We start from the raw sequence: 20402 nt of genomic DNA, 5'->3' as shown, positions 1-20402 counted from the left end.
TAAACGTAAATATCGTTTAAATGAATTTTTTAAACTTAAATATCCAGATTTAAGTTTATGTATAGATTTATATGCTGCTTGGTTGCGTTGGCGCAGTGGCAGGGAGAGAGGAATGGCTATTTAAAATTATCGTCAAAATCGTCATTTGACGGAATTTACGCGTGCGATGGAGGGATAATTGAACATGCTGTTAAATAATTTAGTGCTTAATATTAATATATTTAACATTGGATATACATTTATTGCCGTGCGCGCGTGGGTAAGGTGGGTAGAAAAAAACGCGAATTGCGGACATGGCATCTAAATTCACATGCTCACTTTCTGCTACAGACGTGCGGGAATATTTAAAATTAAACATCCTTTCTTTTTACCCTTGTTGTTTCTGTTGATATACCTGTCGGCAAATTCGTTATTCACCAGGCTGACAGATGAAAACACGACTCCTTCTGTGCACGGGCTTGTTGGCAACATCCTGCGCCCACGCCAGCGCCCTCTATTTTTATGAAGCAGGCACCGAAGATACCGCACTTGCTGGCGCAGGGCAGGCAGCCCGCGCGCAGGATGCCTCCACAATAATGACCAACCCGGCAGGCATGACGCGATTACCCGATCGTATGATCACCGGTGGGCTACAGGTGATGGACGGCTCCATCGACTACCAGCTGAATAACGATGCGCAGAGAAGCCCCGGCGATGTGATGAAAACCGTTCCCAATGCCAGCGCCTTTTATAGCCAGGAAATGACCGACGATCTCTATGCCGGTATTGGGCTTTACGGCAATTATGGTCTGGGGATCGATTACGGTAACTGGACGGGCGACCGGCTGTTCAAAAAGAGCACCATGGTGGCGATGACGCTCAGCCCGTCCGTGGCGTACAAACTTAACGATCGCCTCTCAATCGGGGCTTCCGCCAACGCTAACTACGGCTATTTTTCATTGACCCGCAATGTGAATGACGATGACCGCCGGCAGCATGACCATGACTGGGCGATGAGCTATCGCCTGGGGCTGTTGATGCAGCTGACCGAACAGACGCGAGCCGGTATCACATGGAACAGCAGGACGGACTATCACTACAGTATCGACGGCAAAGCACGTTTGCCGAGTGGCGAATACGATCTGCCGGTGACGGCACAGGTGAGTGCGCCGCAGCAAATTATGCTCAGCGTTGTGCATGATGTTAACCAGCAATGGTCGGTGATGGGCGATCTCGGCTGGCAGGACTGGAGCCAGTTCGGCGCGCCGCAAATCACGGTGAGCGGGCAGACGCTTAACAACGTCAGCCGCATGAAAGATACCTGGCATGGTGCGCTCGGCGTGCAGTACCGCCCAACGGAACAGTGGCGGTTGAATGCCGGTGTCGCTTTTGATAGCTCGCCGTACCAGAGCCAGAGTGATGTGGCGATAACCTTACCGACCGGCGACGAATGGCGGTTCGGTACAGGCGCGCAGTATCAGATCACGCCAGCCAGCAATATTGGTGTTGCCGTCGAGTATCTTCACATGCAGTCATCGCATGTGAAATCACCCGCTGTCTTTGCGGGAAGCTATGATACCCCCCATCTTTGGTTTGCCAGCGTAAACTATAGCTATCAGTTTTAATTTGGTAACTGCTTAAATTATAGGGTCTATACTGGCAGTTACCCGATGTAATAAGGTTGTGCCATGCATATTTTACCGCCTGTTCGTCCTGAACAATCGATTGAACGACTGACCGCGATCCTTGAGCCGATAGCGGAGAAAATGAAAGTTGTGCCGCGCAAGCGCGTGACGTGGAAGCATAAAGGTCGGCAGCAAATGTATCTCTTTTTAGAGGGCGGATTGTCCCTGCTGCGCGCGTCCGACGGCCTGCTGCTGGTCACGGTATACGAACCCCATCTCTTCGGTATTGCAGAAATGATCCAGCCGACGCAGGGGCATATTCTGCGAGTGGAAACCGAGTCGACGCTTTTACGGGTGGATGCCGAACGTGCGGCGGAACTGTTCCGCGAGCAGGGGGTATGGGAAGAGGTGGCCGCACTTCTCTCCTATCATACAGCCTATTTAATTTATCGGGATGCCCAGGTCCTGCAGCAACGGACTTATTCCGTCATTCGCAACCATCTTCAGGAGATGATCTTATTACCTGAGGAAGCACGAATGCGCACGACGATCCTCGAATATATTCAGGACCGCACGCTGTTGTCGCGCAGCAGTATTCTCAACGTATTATCGGCCCTTAAGCAAGGTGAATATATCTCGTTCAAAAGAGGTGGGTATCTCCTTGAAATCAGAAATTTACCAGAGTCATTTTAATATCAGTTTAAAATTAAACTAAAAACGAATTAACGATATTCTCGTTTTTGTTTATTGTTTGCTCACCGAAATGAATTTTGACGAAGCAAACAGGATACGTATGAAAAAGACATTGGTAGCTTTAATTCTTGTAAATGCATGTACCGCCACTACCGCTTTTGCCGCCGCAGATGCAGGCACCTGGTATAGCGGGGCGAAATTTGGCTGGTCACATTATTTTGACACCAATACAGGCTCTAAAGCACTCGAGAGTAATAACAGCTCTAACCATTTCGATATTGACCACGATAATGTTGGTGGCGGTATCTATACGGGTTACCAAATTACGCCATGGCTTGCGGTTGAAGGCGGTTATGATTATCTGGGTAATATGCAGATAAAAGGCCAGCATAGTGCGGGTGGACAAATGAAAGCCCAGGGCCTGCAGATGTCTTTAAAAGCCAGCTATGCCCTGACGAACAACTGGGATATCTATGGCCGTGCGGGTGCGATGGGCTACCGTGCTGAATCTGATGTAAGTGGTCACAATCGTTTTGAGACCGGTGTTCGCCCGCTTGCGGCAGTCGGTACGGAATACGCATTCAATAAAAACTGGGCTGGCCGTATGGAGTACCAGTGGGTCAGCAACGTGGGTAATGCCAACCAGATTGGCGTTAGCAGCGATATTAGCTCCGTTACGGCGGGGTTGACCTATCGCTTTGGTCAACACGATTAACCTCTATGTTCTTCTCGATGATAAAAAAGCCCGGCTACCTTGTAGTCGGGCTTTTCATTGTTTAACCCGTTATTAAGGGTTTAAGGGCAAGATTGATATTTCTCAGACCAGCTTCATTTTTATCCTTCAGGTATTGCTGGTTCACCATATCTAACTGCTCCAGTTTCGTGAGGGAGGCGTAAACGCGCTGGACTGGACTGTCCTCTTTAAAAATATCTTTTGCCGAGGCATCCTGAAGATACTGTGATTTAAGGTTGCGTGTTAATGAATCAATTTGGTGTTTATTCTCCTGGTAGAGCGACGCAATATGTGACGTCGGTACAGCGGGTGGTTTCTCACCAGGTAAAATTAAAGGAACCTGCAAATGGTTAATCTGTTCGACTTTATCGGGTGGAGCAGAGCAACTGGCGGTTAAGGTGCTCAGGCTAAATATAACGATAAAAAATGGCGTTATCTTCATTGGTTATCCTGGAGTGAATAAATGGAGTGAACATTATCCTGCCTGGCAATGACGACAACAGGTTAAGTTTGTTTATTTTTAAACGTTATTTGAATGGGGAAAGAAATAATTGGCTGGTAACCTTATTTCCTAAACACATATCCGAACGTAATGATGACGTGTAGGGGATTTATGAAACTGAAAATTCTTGTTAACGCAATGACCGTTGCCGGTCTGTTATCCACCTCGCTGGTGGCCACTCCTGCCATGGCGCAGTCAACGGCAAAAGAAGCTACCACCCATACCAAAGCAAATAATGATGCGCTGTATGGCCAGCTGCCATTTTTTGATAAAACCGATTTCAGCAACGCCCATAAAGGCTTTATTGCTCCGCTGCCACAGGATGTTATTAAGGGTGAAAAGGGCAATGTTATCTGGAACCCGCAGCAATACGCTTTTATCAAAGAAGGGCAAAAAGCGCCGGATACGGTAAACCCAAGCCTGTGGCGACAGGCGCAGCTGATTAACATCAGCGGTCTGTTTGAAGTGACGGACGGCGTTTACCAGATCCGTAACCTCGACCTGTCAAACATGACCATCATGGAAGGCAAAGAGGGGATCACGGTTATCGATCCGCTGGTCTCTGCCGAAACCGCCAAAGTGGGGATGGATCTCTATTATAAAAACCGCGGTAAACGTCCGGTGGTGGCGGTGATTTATACCCATAGCCACGTTGACCACTATGGCGGCGTGCGCGGCGTGGTTGACGAAGCCGATGTGAAATCGGGCAAAGTGAAAGTCTATGCCCCGGCAGGCTTTATGAAAGAAGCGGTCTCCGAGAACATCATGGCCGGGAATGCGATGAGCCGCCGGGCCAGCTACATGTACGGCAACCTGCTGAAGCCGGACGCAAAAGGCCAGGTTGGCGCGGGTCTCGGGACGACCACGTCTGCCGGGACGGTGACGCTGATCGAGCCGACTCATTACATCACCGAAGATGGTCAGAAAGAGGTTATCGACGGTCTGACGTATGACTTTATGATGGCGCCGGGGTCAGAAGCGCCGTCTGAAATGCTGTGGTACGTTGAAGAGAAGAAGATGATTGAGGCGGCGGAAGATGTGACCCACACGCTGCATAACACCTACTCATTACGCGGGGCGAAGATCCGCGACCCGCTGGCCTGGTCGAAATACATTAACAGCGCCATTGAGCGTTGGGGCGATAAGGCTGAAATCATCATGGCGCAGCACCACTGGCCGACGTGGGGCAACGACAACGTGGTGAAGCTGATGAAAAGCCAGCGCGATATGTACCGGTATATCAATGACCAGACGCTGAGACTGGCGAACAAAGGGCTGACGCGAGATGAAATCGCGGCCAATTTTGCGCTGCCGGACGGATTAGCCAAATCCTGGGCGGGCCGCGGCTATTACGGCTCGGTAAGCCATGACGTGAAAGCGACCTATGTGTTTTACCTTGGCTGGTTCAACGGTAATCCGGCAACGCTCGACGAACTTCCGCCGGTCGACGCCGCGAAGAAATATGTCCATTATATGGGCGGTGCCAGCGCCATCCTTGAAAAAGCCAAAGCCGATTATGCTCAGGGTAACTACCGCTGGGTCGCGCAGGTGGTAAGTAAGGTTGTGTTTGCCGATCCATCAAACAAAGCGGCGCGTAATCTGGAAGCGGACGCGCTCGAACAGCTGGGCTATCAGGCGGAGTCGGGCCCATGGCGTAACTTCTATCTGACCGGCGCGCAGGAACTTCGTAACGGCGTACAGAAATTGCCGACGCCGAATACCGCCAGCCCGGATACGGTTCGCGCCATGTCCCCGGAGATGTTCTTTGACTTCCTCGGGGTGCACATCAACGGCATGAGAGCGGCGAATGCAAAAGCGGTGTTCAACGTTGACCTGGGTAAAGATGGCGGTCAGTACAAGCTGGAACTTGAGAACGGCGTGCTGAATCACAGCGCGAATGCGGTCGCAAAAGAGGCGGATGCCTCAATCACACTCAGCCGCGATACGCTGAACAAAATCATCCTCAAGGAGACTACGCTGAAACAGGCGCAGGAGAAGGGGGATGTGACGGTGGCAGGCAATCAGGCGAAGCTTGATGAGCTGCTCAGCTATATGGATAGCTTTGATTTCTGGTTCAACATCGTTACCCCGTAGACGAAAAAAAGGCTGCTCACGCAGCCTTTTTATTTTTAGATAGTCCCGTCGCCCCCGTCCGAGCACCACACTTGCCCGGAGGTAAACGAACATTCGTCAGAGGCTAACGTCACGTACAGCGGCGCGATTTCAACGGGCTGGCCCGGACGTCCCAGCGGGGAACTCTCGCCAAAGTGTTTCACTTTCTCCATCGGCTGCCCGCCGCTCGACTGAAGAACCGTCCAGTAAGGCCCCGGCGCAACGGCGTTGACGCGTATCCCTTTAGATCCCAGCTGTTTCGCTAAGGCCTTAGTAAATACCGCCAGACAGGCTTTCGTCTGCGCGTAATCGAGCAGCACGGCGCTCGGCTGTACCGCCTGCACGGAGGAGGTATTGATGATCGACGCAGGCGCTTTCAGGTGACGCAGCGCCGCTTTGGTGATCCAGAAGGGCGCGTAGACGTTGGTTTTGAAGGTGGCGTCAAAATCTTCGGTGGTGAGTTCTTCCAGCGTTTCTCGATACTGCTGGCGACCGGCGTTATTGACCAGAATATCCAGCCCGCCAAGTTTAGCTACGGCTTCTTCCACCAGGTTCTGGCAAAAGGCCTCGTCACGCACGTCGCCGGGAAGCGCGACGGCTTTCCTTCCCTCGGCTTCGATCAGCGCAATCACCTCAGCGGCGTCCTGCTCCTCTTCGGGCAGATAGTTGATGGCGACATCGGCACCTTCGCGGGCATAGGCAATCGCCACGGCGCGGCCAATCCCTGAATCGCCGCCGGTGATCAACGCCTTCTTACCGGCCAGTCGGCCATGCCCTTTATAGCTCTTTTCCCCGTGATCGGGCACGGGTTGCATCTCGGACGCCAGACCCGGCGGCGTTTGCGGCTGCTCAGGGAACGGCGGTTTTGGGAAAGCGTTGGTACGTTGTGTGGTATCACTCATTGCTGACTCCTTACAGGCCAAGGGGTGAGATTTGATGGATAGTGACAGCGTTAACGCTTCGCTGAATTTATTTCTGCAGATGATCGACGCGTACGACAGGAGGTGATGATTTCTTGTCCAGTGAGCCGTTAATACTGATCATCTGATCGGGTTTGACGATTCTGTCGTCAAACACCGCTTTAGGGATAATGACGTCTATTTTTCCCGTTTTATCCTGGAAAACATATTTGTCGCCGCTTCCGTCAATCAGGTTTCCGCGCAGTGAGATGGTTGCGCCGTCATGCATTCCTTTTGCCTGGTTAATGGTCATAATCCGCGCGTCATCCGTGCCCCGATAACCGTCGTCCAGCGCATGAGGCGGAGGAGGCGCTTCGCCTTTTTGTAACCCGCCGTTATTATCTGCCCAAGCGGAGGGAACCAGTAATATTAATAAGGCTGAAATGACTGATAATTTCATCCGATATCCTTCATTTTGGCTGTCTTGACTTATTAAGTATTGTTGCTATTCCTTTATGTGGCAAATGTGATAAGTCCTAAAAGCATTTGCTTATAGAAATCATAAATTTCGACAAATAAGCGAAGCGGTGAGGGCGACGATGAATCGTAAAAATGAAAAGCTGCCCGGGATAAATGAAAGTTATCGTTTGCTGACGTTCGAGTATGCATTTCGGCAGGTCGGTTTTATCCTGTTGCTGGCTATTATTATCGCGGCGATTGCCGGTCTGTTTTCGAGCGGGGCGGTCAGTGATACTGAAAAAATGAATTCGGCAAAAACGCTCACTCTCAACTATGAGCGTTTTGGTCGCCGGGAAACAGAGTTTCCGCTGCAGATCGCCTTCCCGGTAAAAACCCAGGGGGAATACGTCATCAGCATGGCGAGCGAGAGCGGTGATGTCTATGAGCCGGGCAGCATCTGGCCGCAGCCTGACAGCATGTACAGCCGGGGAGATACGCTGTTTTTCGTCTATAACAACCTAAAATATAATGAAAAATTCACTGTCAGACTCTTTCTGACGCCATCGAAGGCGGGGAAGTGGGCAAATGCAATTCGTGTAAACAACGAGCCAGAAATTCGCTTCTGGCAGTTCATTTACCCTTAGGAGGCGAATATGGATATGGTCTTTCGAGCCCTGGCCATTTATCTTTTTCTGGTCGTGGTATTCAAAGTGGCTGGACGGCGCGCGCTGCTGCAAATGACCAGTTTCGACCTGATCCTGTTGCTCATCATCAGTGAAGCAACGCAACAGGCGCTGTTGGGACAAGATTTTTCGGTCACCGGTGCGATGATTACGATCACTACGCTGGTGGTGGTAGATATTATATTTGGCTTAATGAAAAAGTATTTCTCTCCCGTTGAGAATATTCTGGACGGCACGCCGGTTATATTAGTGGAAAACGGTATTCCACTCATGGATAAGCTTAAAAAAGTGGATGTTTCTTGCGATGATATTCTGGTTTCAGCGCGTCAAAATAACGGCGTGACGGAGTTGAAAGAAATTAAATACGCTATTCTGGAAAGGAATGGTCATATTTCAATCATTCCTTTTGAAAATTAAGAGGCACCGGTATGCATAATCTGATGCATGATAAAAATGAAACCGTCGGGGAGTTAACGAAAAAGCTGGCGACAAAACTCACGGATTTAGGGCTGCGTTTGACCACGGCGGAATCCTGCACGGGCGGCAATCTGGCGGTTGCGCTCTGCGCCGAGGAGAACACGGCAGAATTCTATGATGTCGGGATGGTGGTGTTCAGCGATGAGGCGAAAGAGAGGATCCTGGGCGTTCGTCATGAAACCCTCGCGCGCTTCACCGCCGTCAGTGAACGAACGGTCACCGAAATGGCAGCGAAAATTCGCGATATTGCGCAGGCCGATATCAGTATCGCTATCAGCGGTTATGCGGGGCCAGAAGGCGGGGATGACGGTACGGCAGCCGGAACCGTCTGCTTCGCCTGGAATTTAGGCGAGCGTACGGAAACGAGTACCGTGCACTTTTCCGGTGAATGCCAGGATGTGGTGGAAAAAGCGGTCCGCTATGCCTTATCTGAACTGATCGAGAAGCTACCAGGCTTGAAATAAAGGCGGAGGTTGTATGGCTGTAATTGTCATTACCGGCGGGACGGCGGGCGTGGGGAAAGCGACGGCGCTGCACTTTGCGAAAGCGGGTTACGATGTGAGTATTATTGCCCGCGAGGAAGAGAGCCTGCACTCCACGCAAGAGGAGCTACGTCGTTTTGGCGTCAATGCGTATGCCGTACAGGCCGACGTGGCGGACAGCCAGGCCGTCGTCGATGCCGCCAACGAGATTGAGTACCGCCTGGGTGCCATTGACGTATGGGTCAATAACGCAATGGGGGCCGTGCTGGCACCGTTTCGCACGATGACGCCCGGTGAATTTCGCCGCGTTACGGAGGTCACCTATCTGGGCTACGTGAACGGCACCCGCGCCGCGCTGGAACTGATGGTGCCGCGAGATCGCGGGATCATCGTTCAGGTTGGCTCCGCGCTGGCCTATCGATCCATCCCGCTGCAGTCTGCCTACTGCGGCGCAAAAGCGGCGATCCGCGGATTCACCGACGCGGTGCGTACCGAACTGATGCACGAAAACAGCCGGGTTCAGCTTTCAATGGTGCAAATGCCGGGTCTCAATACGCCGCAGTTTGACTGGGCGAGAAACAAATTTGCCTGGGCGATGCGCCCCGTTCCGCCCGTCTTCCAGCCCGACGTGGCGGCCAGCGCCATTTTTAAGGTCGTGCAGAAACCAGTACGTGAACTCTGGGTGGGCAGCAGTACCGTTCAGTCGATTGTCGGGCAGTTTCTCTTCCCCGGTTTTCTTGACAGGCTGATGGTAAAAAAGGCGTGGGAAGGGCAGATGACCGATAAGCTGAACGCCGAAGACCGCCGGGACTATCTGGATCAACCGGTCAACGATCTGCACAAAATCCATGGACGCTTTTCTGCCGAAGCGAAGGATCGTGCCACGACCGTCTCCTCCGGCATGCCGGGGAAAGTGTTGCTCGGTTCGCTCGCGGTCGCGGGGCTGGTCGTGGCTCGCCTGCTGTCGACCCGGAAAAAATAGTCAGCGCAGCGCGGTGCGGTTGGTCCAGAACCAGCGGTAGCCGTATCCGCCGATATTGAGCTCCACCGTTTTACCGGGCAGTAGCGCATCCTGGTACCGTTTGTCGGCCAGACAGGCGGTCCAGGTGGCGTGGCGGATCCCTTTCGCGGTGAACTGAACCGCCTTGTCGCTGAAGTTCACGAAGGTCAGAATGCTGCGCTCGTCGGTTTCATAATAGAGCCCCAGGACTGCATCGTTGTCGATGTTGATGAGTCGAAACGGCGCCATACCAATTTCCGGGAACTCTGAACGCGTATTGGCAATATCAATGATGCGATGCAGAAGCGAGCTGCGGTGCAGAAGGGAATCCGCCACGTTGATTTTTTGATAGCGGAAAGGACCGCGATCGATGACAGGGGCGATAAAGGTGTCGGGGTCGGCATCCGAAAAACCGCCGCCCTGCGAGCCCGCCCACTGCATGGGGGTGCGGACGGCGTAACGCTCTTCCAGCGCCAGATCGTCACCCATGCCGATTTCATCCCCGTAGCGCATCACCGGTACGCCCGGCAGAGAGAACAGCACTGCGTGACAGAACGCCAGCCGTTTTTGATCGCCATTCAGCATCGGCGCCAGGCGGCGGCGAATGCCGCGCTGATACACGTTCATGTCGTCATCCGGGGCAAAGGTATCAAGAACGGTCTGCTTCTCTTTTTTGCCGATCCCCTCCAGATCCAGCTCGTCATGATTGCGCAGCCAGTTGGCGAAACAGCAGGAATCCGGCGGCACGATCATTTTCTTCACCGCCTTGCGCAGCGGGCGGGCGCTTTTCTCGGCCAGGCTGACGTAAAAATACTTGTTGAGCCAGAAGTTCAGCACCAGATTCAGGCGATCGTTATCACCAAAGTAGTCTTTATATTCCTCGACCTCGACGTCCACTTCCCCGAGCAGGATCGCCTCCGGGTTGTGTTGCTCAATCAGCTGACGCATATGTTCGAGGATCCACAGCCCCTTTTTCTCATCCCCACGCCCGGCCTGTTTTGTCAGATGAGACGCCGCATCCAGGCGAAAGCCCGACACGCCGAGCTTGAGCCAGAAGAGGATGATGTTGTCGATCTCTTTGAGCACCGCAGGCGAGGCCAGATTCAGATCCGGCTCATGGCGATAGAACATATGCCGGTAGTATTGTCCGGCTTCCTCGTCCCATGACCAGATGCTTTTCTCCACGCCGGGAAACATGGGCGGCGTGTCGTCATCGTCGTTATCGGACCACAGGTAATAATCGCGAAAGGGGGACTGCGGGTTGCGGCGCGCCTGTTGAAACCAGGGATGCGCGTCCGAGGTGTGCTGGATCAGCAGCTCGATAATCACCTGCATGCCCAGCTCGCGGGCCTGCTCGATAAACGCGATGATATCCTTCAGTTTCCCAAAGCGCGGGTCGACCTGCAGGTGGTCGCTTACGTCGTAGCCTTCATCCAGAAACGGCGTCAGATAAAACGGGGTGATCCAGATAACCGTTGCCCCCATCCGGCGGATGTAGCGCAGCTTGGCCCCAATTCCGGCGATGTCCCCGCAGCCATCGCCGTTCAGATCGTAAAACAGGGCGGTATCAATCTGGTAGATAATCGCTCGTGTATGCCAGCCAGCCATAACGTCCCTCAGTGATAGCCTTCCGTATCAGACACTTTGCCCCGGAAGACGTAGTAGCTCCAGGCGGTGTACACCAGAATCACCGGAATAATCAGCAGCGTCCCGACCAGCATAAACAGCTGGCTGGCAGGCGGCGCGGCGGCCTCCCACAGGGTAATACGCGGCGGAATAATATGCGGCCACAGGCTGATGCCCAGCCCGCTAAAGCCGAGAAAGATCAACCCGAGCGTCAGCAGGAACGGGCGGGCATGGCTGTTCGGATTGCGAGTCAGGCGCCAGATCCACAGGCTAAATACCGCCACCAGAAGGGGGACCGGCAGGAACCAGAAGAAATTCGGCAGGGTGAACCAGCGGTCGGCCACGTACTGCCAGCCAAGGGGCGTCCAGATGCTGACCACCGCGATGACCACCATCAGCGCCAGCAGCACGTGGCGGGTCAACTCGCGCATGCGGGTTTGCAGCGCGCCCTCGCTTTTCATGATGAGCCAGGTCGTCGCCAGCAGGGTATAAGCGACGATCAGCCCCAGCCCGCAGAACAGGTTGAACGGCGTCAGCCAGTCCAGCGATGAGCCGACAAAACGTCGTCCTTCCACATCGAAACCGTTGATCATCGCCCCGACGACGATCCCCTGACTGAACGTGGCGAGCAAGGATCCGCCAGCAAAGGCGTAGTCCCAGAATTTGCGGTGCGACGGCGTCGCCTTGAAGCGAAATTCGAACGCCACGCCGCGAAAGATCAGGCCAATCAGCATGGCGGTAAGCGGAATGGTCAGCGCATCAATGATCACCGCATAGGCCAGGGGAAACGCACCAAACAGCCCCGCACCGCCCAGCACCAGCCAGGTTTCATTTCCGTCCCAGACCGGGGCCACGCTGTTTACCATCACGTCGCGCTCTTTGGCATCACCCACAAAGGTGAAGAGCATCCCAATTCCGAGATCGAAGCCGTCCATGATGATGTACATCAGCGTGGCGAAGACGATGATTGCAAACCAGATAACCGAGATATCAACGCCCATCAGCTTCTCTCCTCTTCAGGAACAGATTCAGCGGCAGACAGCGGACGGGCAGGGGTGCCCGAGGTGTTAGAGGTTAGCGTGCCAACAGGCTGCGGCCCTTTCTTAATTAGCCGAACGAGATAGACATAGCCCACGCCAAATACCGAACAGTAGACCACGATAAAGGCCAGCAGGCTGATGCTCATCTGCAGCGTGCTGTGCAGCGATACGGCGTCGATGGTGCGCAGGTAGCCGTAGACTACCCACGGCTGGCGGCCCACTTCGGTGGTCACCCAGCCGGCCAGCAGTGCGAGCAGCCCAGCGGGCCCCATGCAGAGGGCAAACCAGTGGAACGGACGCGAGTGGTACAGCCGGTGCCGGTAGCGCAGCCAGACGCTGAGCGCGCCGAGCGCAATCATCAGCAGCCCCATCCCGACCATAACGCGGAACGACCAGAAGACAATCAGGGAGTTCGGGCGATCTTCTTTCGGGAAGTCCTTCAGGGCGGGAACCTGTTTATCCAGGCTGTGGGTCAGGATCAGGCTGCCGAGCGCGGGGATCTCAAGACCGTATTTAGTGCGCTCTTCGTCCATATCAGGTACGCCAAACAGCAGCAGCGGCGTGGCTTCGCCCGGCGGGTTCTCCCAGTGCCCTTCGATGGCGGCAATCTTGGCGGGCTGGTGTTCCAGCGTGTTCAGGCCGTGCATATCGCCGACCACCGCCTGGATGGGGGCGACCAGCAGCGCCATCCACATCGCCATTGAGAACATTTTACGCACGGCGGGCGTGTCGTTGCCGCGCAGCAGGTGCCACGCGCCCGACGCGCCCACAAACAGCGCGCTGCTCAGGAAGGCGGCGATAGACATGTGGATCAGCCGATACGGGAAGGAGGGGTTAAAGATAATTGCCAGCCAGTCCTCAGGGATCACCTGGCCGTTCTGAATACTGAAGCCCTGCGGAGTGTGCATCCAGCTGTTGGAGGCGAGGATCCAGAAGGTAGACATCAGGGTACCCAGTGCCACCATGCAGGTCGCGAAGAAGTGCAGGCCAGGGCCGACCTTGTTCCAGCCGAACAGCATCACGCCCAAAAAACCGGCTTCAAGGAAGAAGGCGGTGAGCACCTCATAGGTTAGCAGCGGGCCGGTGATACTGCCTGCGAACTGGGAAAAGCCGCTCCAGTTAGTCCCGAACTGGTAAGCCATCACCAGCCCGGACACCACGCCCATGCCAAAGTTGACGGCAAAAATCTTTAGCCAGAAATGGTACAGCGAGCGCCAGACGTCGTTTTTGGTGCGCAGCCACATGCCTTCGAGCACCACCAGATAGCTGGCAAGCCCGATGGTGATGGCGGGAAAAAGGATGTGAAACGAGACGGTAAAGGCGAATTGTATTCTGGCCAGATGAAACGCATCGAGTTCGAACATGGGCCGTACCTCTGGAACGGAGGGCTAACGAGAATTGCCAGGCAGCGTCAGGCTACCTGGCAAAACCGATTACGGTTTTTTCTTCCCTGCGCCAAGCTCGGCGCCGGTTAGCGGATCGGCGTTGGGATCGGACTTCGTGCGTGCAGACATTGCTTTGACCAGCGTGGCCTGCTCGGTCGTAAGCGTTACGCTTGCACTGCCGTCTCCTCCGTCAACCGCTGGCTGGGGAGATTCGACGTAGTCGAAATGCTTATCGCTGTTCCAGCTTCCGCGAACTTCTCCACCTTCAGACATATTGTAGTACTTGTTGGTGTACTCCTCGATTGGCGGCAATTTTCCGGGCGGAAAATTATTGCGGATGGACTGCAGCGCCTTTTCAAAGGAGAGCTGATGCGCCGCCTCACGCGTCATCAGAAACGCCAGCGCATCCTTAACCCCCGGATCGTCCGTCACGTTGATCAGTCGTTCATAAATGATCTTGGCTCTGGCTTCCGCCGCCACGTTTGAGCGCAGGTCGGCGGTGGGTTCGCCGATGGTGTCAATGTAGGCTGCAGTCCACGGCACGCCCGCCGAGTTGGTCAGCGGCGTCCCCCCGCCGTATAGCAGCGACGTGATGTGGCTGTCGTTGCCGTTTTCGGTCATTGACCGATACAGTTCCGCTTCGCTTTCAACACCTTCCGCCAGTTCACCTTTGGCCCCTTTGTTAAGCATACCGACCAGGGTGCCGATAATTTCGAGGTGGCTCAGCTCCTCGGTCGCGATATCCATCAGCATATCTTTGCGGCCAGGATCGTCATCGCTCAGTCCCTGAGTGAAGTAACGACAGGCGGCGGCAAGTTCGCCCTGCGGCCCGCCAAACTGTTCCAGTAACAGATTGGCCAGGCCCGGATTGGGTTCGGCAACGCGAACCGTATACTGCAGCTGTTTTACGTGTCGGAACATAGACTCTCCCTCTCCCGTTATTTTTTCGCTTCAACGCCGTCCGCGTCCGAGCGCAGCAGGAACTGTTCCGTCGTTTGCGGAATATGGCGAATCAGCCAGTCGGCCATTTCGCGCTCTTCCGCCAGGATGGTCTCAATGGCGGGTATCGAGGCGGTATCACCCGCTTTTTTGGCGGCTGCCAGCAGGGAGGTATAACAGGCAATTTCAAACTGCTCGAAAACGTAGCCGCTGATTGAGCCTTTTACGATCTCATCGGAGGGGAACATGCCGCCAATGGACTGTCCCAGGGCCGCCATTTTGCTCATTGAATCTTTTAAAACCGAACGTGAAATATCATTGCGGTCGAGTATTTCTTCCAGCAATGTAATTTGGCGTTTTGTCTCATTAATATGTTGTTCGATACGAGCGCGTAAATCGGGATAATTTTCAATACGGCTGGCCATGGATTCCAGCATCGATTCGGCTTGCTTTTCCATCGCATGGGCATCGCGCAGCCAATCATGGTAGTGTTCTACATGATTCATAATAAACTCCTGTGAGTTATTTGATTTAATTAAATGCTGATGCTCATTTATTCCCGGGGTTAACCTTTTTGGGCCTTTTGATTAATATTACCAACGGCCAGATCGGTTAATTTAAGATCGGTTTCTTTCTCTTCTTCCAGTGTTTCGGCGAGAAGTTTAACGGCTTTTTTATAGCCAAGCTGTTCTGCTAATGTCGCCAGGGTACCGTAGCTCGCTATTTCATAATGCTCGACTTTTTGCGCAGCAGCGATTAATGCCGCATCGCGCACTTCATTTTTCTCTGTGCTCTCAATGACTTCGTTTGCTTCTTCAATCAGGCCTTCCATTGCCACGCATTTCATGCGCTTTAATTTAATGCCGGATTCCTGCTCAATAATTTGGTCTATGCGCTCAATTTGTCCCTGCGTCTCTTCAAGGTGTGCCGTAAATGCGGCGCTGAGCTGTTCGCTTGATGCTGCGCGGGAAAGTTTGCTTAGCGCACGAGTCAGCTGCTTCTCAGCGCTGTAGGTATCCGACAGGAGGTGAATAAAGACGTCTTCGATACTTTTCATGTTCATATTTATGTTCCCGTTAAATAAGTAAAGGGTACTGCGAGCCACCAGGCCCGCAGCATGCTCTCGGTTATTTATAAGAGACTTAAATAAGATCAGGAATTATCAGATTTACGGCCTCCGCCGTGACTGTTCTGTCCCCCTTTCTTACCTGCTTCAGACGCGCGTTGCGGATCGTTTTTGAAATTACCACCGCTGTGCTGGCCGCCTTTACGTCCAGCTTCTGATGCTTTATCACGGTCTTCAGCGAAATTACCGGAACCACCACGATGTTCTGCCATATATCAACCCTCTTGTTGCGTTTATGTCAGGAGATACGATTTTTAATTCGTATCATTTGTCGTTCAGCAATTAACATTAGTCGTTATGCTGGAAGAGTCAAATTACAGTTTCGCTTTATTTTGGGACGAGGTGGTTGCCGCTGCGAAATATACCGCTTCGTTATTTTACAGGACTGTGCCTATAAATGGTTACGATATCTGTTGCTTACAGGTTCGATTCTTCGGTGTCTGCCGCCAGGTGCAGGTTTTTTTACCGTAAACCCGCCGCGGAAATGAATTACATGAGTTTACAAATTGCGTGAAAGAGAATGAAACGGCAACGTGCGCAATGAGAATAGTCTCAAGGTGATAAATATATGGAGGTAATAATTTGGGGGTAGGTGCGTGCGTTATTTATAAATAAAATTGGTCATTGATGAAAGAACCAGTGAAATAAAATTTAACCCTTATTCTTGCAAGCCCATTGCTGGCTTTTTGATATCGATAGACAGAAAACTTCGTAGTGCACTATGTGGCGAAATGGCAAGGTGAGCGCATTGTCATAAGCTGGAAAAAAACGATGAGCACAGCGCATAAACTCTCCTTACCTGTTATTGAACTCTCCCGGTTGCAGGGCGATCCTCAACAGCGTAAAGCCTTTCTTGAAGACCTGGGGAAAGCAGCCCGCGATGTGGGTTTCTTTTACCTTACCGGGCACGGTATTTCTCAGGCGTTGCTGGACGACGTGCAGCGCGTCTCGCGTGAATTTTTTGCCCTCCCGGAGCAGGAGAAGCTGAAGGTCAGGATGGCCAATTCACCGCATTTTCGCGGCTATAACCGCGCGGGATCGGAAATTACCCGCAGCCAACCGGACTACCGCGAGCAATTTGATATTGGCGCTGAACGCTCTGCCATCGAAAGCAGCACTGGCCCGGTGTGGCAACGTATGCAGGGACCCAATCAGTGGCCCGAAGCGCTGCCGGACATGCGTGATGTGATCACTCTCTGGCAGCAGAAAATGACCGACGTGGCGCTTGAACTTCTGCGGGCTTTTGCCGAAGCGCTGTCCCTGCCGAGAAACGCCTTCGATGACCTTTACGGCGACTATCCCAACGAGCATATCAAGCTGATCCGCTATCCGGGGCGCAGTGAAAATGAATCCCGCCAGGGCGTTGGCGCGCATAAAGATTCGGGTTTCCTGACGTTGTTATTGCAGGACGAGCAGGGCGGTTTGCAGGTTGAGGTCTCGCCGAATGAATGGGTGGACGCGGTGTCGCTGCCTGGCGCATTCGTGGTTAATATCGGCGAACTGCTCGAACTGGCAACCAATGGTTATCTGCGCGCTACCGTACACCGCGTCGTCTCCCCGCAGGCTGGCCGGGAGCGCCTGTCATACGCTTTCTTCCTCGGCGCACAGCTGAATGCGGTCGTGCCGGTCTTTCAACTGCCCGACTCCCTCGCGCGGTTGGCACACGGACCAACCAGCGATCCGCTCAACCCCCTGTTACGCGAAGTGGGCTGGAATTATTTAAAAGGCCGACTGCGCTCGCATCCTGATGTGGCAAACCGTTTTTACGCGGATCACCTCAACGGCGAACCACAGTTTTAATAAACAATAAGAGATAAGACGATGATGAAATCTGCATTCTTTACGCTGGCTGGGCTTGCTTTACTGGTTTCACAAACGCTGCACGCCGCACCGTTACGTATCGCCGCCGATCCTATTCCCCATGCGGAAATCCTGGAGTATGTGAAAAAAATCGATCCTAAACTCGATCTGAAAATTATCGAGATGAGCAGCGGCGGGATAAACCCGAATGAGTTACTGGCTTCCGGAGAGGTGGATGCCAACTATTTCCAGCATCTGCCGTACCTGAAAGATCAGGAAAAAGCGCTGGGAAAAACCTTCAGCGTGGCTGCTGAAGTTCATATTGAACCCCTGGGTATCTATTCCCGTAAGGTGAAATCACTGGATGAATTACCGGAAGGGGCAAGCATTGCCGTGCCGAATAACGCCACTAACCTCAGCCGTTCATTGTGGCTGTTGCAGAGCAAAGGCGTGCTGAAACTGAAGGCCAGCGGCGACGCGGCCTCTACGCTGGTGACGCCTGCTGACATCAGCGACAACCCGAAGAAAATCAAGATTGTGGAGATTGAATCGCCGCAAATCCCGCGTGCGTTAGACGATGTGGACGCTGCGGTGATCAACGGCAACTATGCCCTTGAGGCGGGGCTGGTTCCGGCGAAAGACGCTTTAGGGCTGGAATCCGCCAGCAACAACCCTTATGCCAACCTGCTGGTCACCACGCCTGAATTACTGAAAGACCCGCGTATTGCCGAACTCGCGAAAGACTTAACCTCCCCGAAGGTGGCAGCCTTTATCCGCGAGAAATACAACGGCTCGGTGATCCCCGTTACGGCGCCACAGCATGATTAAACTCGAGCACATCAGTAAACAGTATCCCGGCGCAACCGCGCCGGCCTTGACGGACATTTCGCTGTCGATAGAAGAAGGAACGATCTTTGGCATTCTCGGGCGCAGCGGGGCGGGAAAAAGCACCCTGCTGCGCTGTCTGAATCGCCTTGAACAGCCGACGTCGGGTCGCGTACTCATCGACGGCCAGGACATCGCCACGCTGGGCGTGGCGCAGCTTCGCCAGCAGCGTCAGCAGATGGGCATGATCTTCCAGCACTTCAATCTGCTGCACTCGCGTACCGTCAACGACAATATCGATCTGCCGCTGGAGATTGCCGGTGTCCCGCGCCCGTTGCGTCAGCAGCGGGTTGCCGCCCTGCTCGAACTGGTGGGGCTGGGAAATTTTGGTCACGCGTGGCCCTCGCAGCTCTCAGGTGGTCAGAAGCAGCGGGTGGGCATTGCCCGTGCGCTGGCGGTACAGCCTCGCTACCTGCTGTGCGATGAAGCGACCAGCGCGCTCGACCCGGAAACGACTCGCGCTATTCTCGATCTGCTGGCTGATATTCAACAGCAGCTCAATATCACCATTGTGCTAATCACCCACGAAATGACGGTCGTGAAGCAGATCTGCCATGCAGCGGCCCTGCTGGAGCAGGGGGCGCTCATTGAGAGCGGGTCGCTTTCGCAAATTATGTCGCGTCGGGAAGGGCGGCTGCGTCAAATGCTGCTGCAGGATGGCGAAACCGATCGTGCTTTCCTGGCAAAATATGCGTCAGAGACGGGGGCGAGATGCGTAGCGTGAACTGGGATCGCTTTCAGGACTTAATGATTAACGCCACCCTGGAAACCCTCTACATGGTGGCGCTGGCGACGCTCTTTACGGTAGCCATTGGATTACCCGTTGGCGTGCTGCTGTTTATCACGCGTCGGGACGGTGTGTTACCCAACCGGGCGGTGGCTGTCGTGCTCAATAGCCTCGTGAATATTGGTCGAGCCTTGCCCTTTGTTATTTTGCTCATTGCCCTTATTCCGGTCACCCGGTGGATTGTCGGCACCACGCTTGGCAGCACCGCCGCCGTGGTACCCATTACGCTTGGTGCCTTTCCCTTTTTCGCACGCATTGTTGAAAGCGCGCTGGATGAGGTGGATAGGGGGCGCATTGAGGCGGTGGAGTCGATGGGGGGCAGCCACTGGCATATTGTTAGCCGGGTGCTCTTGCCCGAAGCGCTGCCCGCGCTGGTGGCGGGAATTACGCTGACCATTGTGATGTTGATCGGCTTTTCCGCCATGGCGGGCGTCGTCGGCGGCGGCGGGTTGGGAGACCTGGCCATTCGCTATGGCTATCAACGCTTCGATAACACCCTGATTGCCGGCACGGTCATCGTATTACTGCTGCTGGTGCAGACTATCCAGAAACTCGGCGACAGACTGGTACGATCGCTCGCTTACCGACGCTAACCGCCTCCCGCTTTCCTGTGCTATAACCCATTCACCAACATAATAACAACAGAGGCTATGTCGTGGATAAAGAGCTACTGGAAGCGGGATACCGGGCCTACACCGGTGAGAAGATCGACGTCTACTTCAATACCGGGATCTGCAAACATTCAGGAAACTGCGTACGCGGCAGCGCGAAGCTGTTCAACCTGAAACGTAAACCGTGGATCGTACCGGATGAAGTCGATGTTGAGACCGTCATACGCGTGATTGATACCTGCCCGAGCGGCGCGCTGAAGTATCGCCAAAAATAAGCGAGGAACCATGGATATTCTGGAAGGCCATAACAAATTTTATGTGAATGATGCAGACGGGAACCAGGTGGCGGAGATTGTCTTTGTTCCGACCGGTGAACACCTCAGCATTATTGAACATACCGACGTGGACGAGAGCCTGAAAGGGCAGGGCGTGGGTAAGCAGCTGGTGGCGAAAGTGGTGGAGAAGATGCGCGGTGAAAACCGTAAAATTATCCCGCTGTGCCCGTTTGCCAAACATGAATTTGATAATACGCGGGAATATGACGATATTCGGGCGTGAG

At 53.7% G+C, this 20402-nt stretch carries 24 protein-coding genes; 14 read left to right on the top strand and 10 right to left on the bottom strand.

What is annotated here, in order from left to right:
- The first annotated feature begins 428 nt into the window (after positions 1–428).
- From HV355_RS07000 to HV355_RS06990, 3 genes are all read left to right on the top strand, one after another.
- Positions 429–1604 carry an outer membrane protein transport protein gene (locus HV355_RS07000; protein ID WP_182401410.1) on the top strand — a complete coding sequence of 392 codons (1176 nt, stop codon included), beginning with the start codon at positions 429–431 and terminating at the stop codon, positions 1602–1604.
- Positions 1605–1667: 63 nt separating this feature from the next.
- Complete coding sequence (locus tag HV355_RS06995) at positions 1668–2297, top strand: winged helix-turn-helix transcriptional regulator (protein WP_089600329.1); 630 nt, start codon at positions 1668–1670, stop codon at positions 2295–2297.
- 100 nt (positions 2298–2397) lie between these two features.
- Positions 2398–3012, top strand: a complete 615-nt coding sequence (locus HV355_RS06990; RefSeq protein ID WP_148400619.1) for an outer membrane beta-barrel protein — start codon at positions 2398–2400, stop codon at positions 3010–3012.
- Between the two features lie 61 nt (positions 3013–3073).
- Here HV355_RS06990 and HV355_RS06985 read toward each other — a convergent pair whose 3' ends face one another.
- A complete protein-coding gene (locus tag HV355_RS06985; RefSeq protein WP_182401408.1) occupies positions 3074–3472 on the bottom strand; it encodes a hypothetical protein in 399 nt (132 codons plus the stop codon).
- A gap of 171 nt (positions 3473–3643) precedes the next feature.
- Here HV355_RS06985 and HV355_RS06980 point away from each other — a divergent pair, with 171 nt between their 5' ends.
- Complete coding sequence (locus HV355_RS06980; RefSeq protein ID WP_182401406.1) at positions 3644–5626, top strand: alkyl sulfatase dimerization domain-containing protein; 1983 nt, start codon at positions 3644–3646, stop codon at positions 5624–5626.
- Positions 5627–5661: 35 nt separating this feature from the next.
- On the opposite strand, the gene HV355_RS06975 is transcribed toward HV355_RS06980, so the two are convergent.
- Complete coding sequence (locus tag HV355_RS06975; RefSeq protein WP_182401404.1) at positions 5662–6546, bottom strand: SDR family oxidoreductase; 885 nt, start codon at positions 6544–6546, stop codon at positions 5662–5664.
- A 67-nt stretch (positions 6547–6613) separates the two neighbouring features.
- Positions 6614–7003, bottom strand: a complete 390-nt coding sequence (locus tag HV355_RS06970; protein ID WP_182401402.1) for a YdeI family stress tolerance OB fold protein — start codon at positions 7001–7003, stop codon at positions 6614–6616.
- Positions 7004–7142: 139 nt separating this feature from the next.
- Between HV355_RS06970 and HV355_RS06965 the strand changes: the two genes are divergently transcribed.
- The 4 genes from HV355_RS06965 to HV355_RS06950 are packed head-to-tail and all read left to right on the top strand — an operon-like array spanning position 7143 to position 9626.
- Positions 7143–7646, top strand: a complete 504-nt coding sequence (locus HV355_RS06965) for a hypothetical protein (RefSeq protein WP_120158704.1) — start codon at positions 7143–7145, stop codon at positions 7644–7646.
- 9 nt (positions 7647–7655) lie between these two features.
- Positions 7656–8102: a YetF domain-containing protein gene (locus HV355_RS06960; RefSeq protein WP_010435249.1), complete on the top strand. Its 447-nt coding sequence runs from the start codon at positions 7656–7658 to the stop codon at positions 8100–8102.
- Between the two features lie 11 nt (positions 8103–8113).
- On the top strand, positions 8114–8626 hold the full coding sequence (locus tag HV355_RS06955; protein WP_182401400.1) for a 2-oxo-tetronate isomerase: 513 nt from the start codon (positions 8114–8116) through the stop codon (positions 8624–8626).
- Positions 8627–8639: 13 nt separating this feature from the next.
- Positions 8640–9626, top strand: coding sequence for an SDR family oxidoreductase (locus HV355_RS06950; protein WP_182401398.1), 987 nt, complete (start codon positions 8640–8642; stop codon positions 9624–9626).
- Here the strand turns inward: HV355_RS06950 and HV355_RS06945 are convergent, their stop codons facing one another.
- The 7 genes from HV355_RS06945 to HV355_RS06915 all read right to left on the bottom strand — a co-directional run bounded on the left by HV355_RS06945 (position 9627) and on the right by HV355_RS06915 (position 15972).
- Positions 9627–11252, bottom strand: a complete 1626-nt coding sequence (locus tag HV355_RS06945; RefSeq protein WP_182401396.1) for an alpha-amylase family protein — start codon at positions 11250–11252, stop codon at positions 9627–9629.
- Between the two features lie 8 nt (positions 11253–11260).
- Entirely contained in the window at positions 11261–12271 is a 1011-nt protein-coding gene (gene cydB, locus HV355_RS06940; protein WP_182401394.1) for a cytochrome d ubiquinol oxidase subunit II, read from the bottom strand.
- Entirely contained in the window at positions 12271–13674 is a 1404-nt protein-coding gene (locus HV355_RS06935) for a cytochrome ubiquinol oxidase subunit I (RefSeq protein WP_010435240.1), read from the bottom strand. Before HV355_RS06935 ends, cydB begins: the two co-directional genes overlap by 1 nt.
- A 69-nt stretch (positions 13675–13743) precedes the next feature.
- Positions 13744–14616: a manganese catalase family protein gene (locus tag HV355_RS06930; RefSeq protein WP_010435239.1), complete on the bottom strand. Its 873-nt coding sequence runs from the start codon at positions 14614–14616 to the stop codon at positions 13744–13746.
- Positions 14617–14633: 17 nt separating this feature from the next.
- Positions 14634–15140 carry a ferritin-like domain-containing protein gene (locus HV355_RS06925; RefSeq protein WP_010435238.1) on the bottom strand — a complete coding sequence of 169 codons (507 nt, stop codon included), beginning with the start codon at positions 15138–15140 and terminating at the stop codon, positions 14634–14636.
- Between the two features lie 59 nt (positions 15141–15199).
- Positions 15200–15697: a ferritin-like domain-containing protein gene (locus HV355_RS06920; RefSeq protein ID WP_108416327.1), complete on the bottom strand. Its 498-nt coding sequence runs from the start codon at positions 15695–15697 to the stop codon at positions 15200–15202.
- A gap of 89 nt (positions 15698–15786) precedes the next feature.
- Complete coding sequence (locus tag HV355_RS06915) at positions 15787–15972, bottom strand: general stress protein (RefSeq protein WP_004136767.1); 186 nt, start codon at positions 15970–15972, stop codon at positions 15787–15789.
- Between the two features lie 559 nt (positions 15973–16531).
- Between HV355_RS06915 and HV355_RS06910 the strand changes: the two genes are divergently transcribed.
- The 6 genes from HV355_RS06910 (at position 16532) to HV355_RS06885 (ending at position 20401) form a co-directional block, all read left to right on the top strand.
- Positions 16532–17560: an isopenicillin N synthase family oxygenase gene (locus HV355_RS06910; protein ID WP_182401393.1), complete on the top strand. Its 1029-nt coding sequence runs from the start codon at positions 16532–16534 to the stop codon at positions 17558–17560.
- A 21-nt stretch (positions 17561–17581) separates the two neighbouring features.
- Positions 17582–18388, top strand: a complete 807-nt coding sequence (locus HV355_RS06905) for a MetQ/NlpA family ABC transporter substrate-binding protein (protein ID WP_089600347.1) — start codon at positions 17582–17584, stop codon at positions 18386–18388.
- Entirely contained in the window at positions 18381–19169 is a 789-nt protein-coding gene (locus tag HV355_RS06900; RefSeq protein WP_120158710.1) for an ATP-binding cassette domain-containing protein, read from the top strand. The genes HV355_RS06905 and HV355_RS06900 overlap by 8 nt, the downstream gene beginning before the upstream one ends.
- Positions 19157–19825, top strand: a complete 669-nt coding sequence (locus HV355_RS06895; protein WP_108416329.1) for a methionine ABC transporter permease — start codon at positions 19157–19159, stop codon at positions 19823–19825. Before HV355_RS06900 ends, HV355_RS06895 begins: the two co-directional genes overlap by 13 nt.
- Before the next feature lie 62 nt (positions 19826–19887).
- Entirely contained in the window at positions 19888–20118 is a 231-nt protein-coding gene (yjdI, locus tag HV355_RS06890) for a 4Fe-4S mono-cluster protein YjdI (protein WP_010435213.1), read from the top strand.
- A 10-nt stretch (positions 20119–20128) separates the two neighbouring features.
- Positions 20129–20401 (top strand): GNAT family N-acetyltransferase, encoded by a 273-nt coding sequence (locus HV355_RS06885; RefSeq protein ID WP_010435212.1) that lies wholly within the window; start codon positions 20129–20131, stop codon positions 20399–20401.
- Position 20402: the final 1 nt, after the last annotated feature.

Origin of the sequence: Enterobacter sp. RHBSTW-01064 (assembly GCF_014103035.1) — a bacterium.
GTDB lineage: Bacteria > Pseudomonadota > Gammaproteobacteria > Enterobacterales > Enterobacteriaceae > Enterobacter > Enterobacter mori.
Note: the sequence above shows the minus strand (reverse complement) of the source record. Positions and strands in the feature narration are given on the sequence as shown.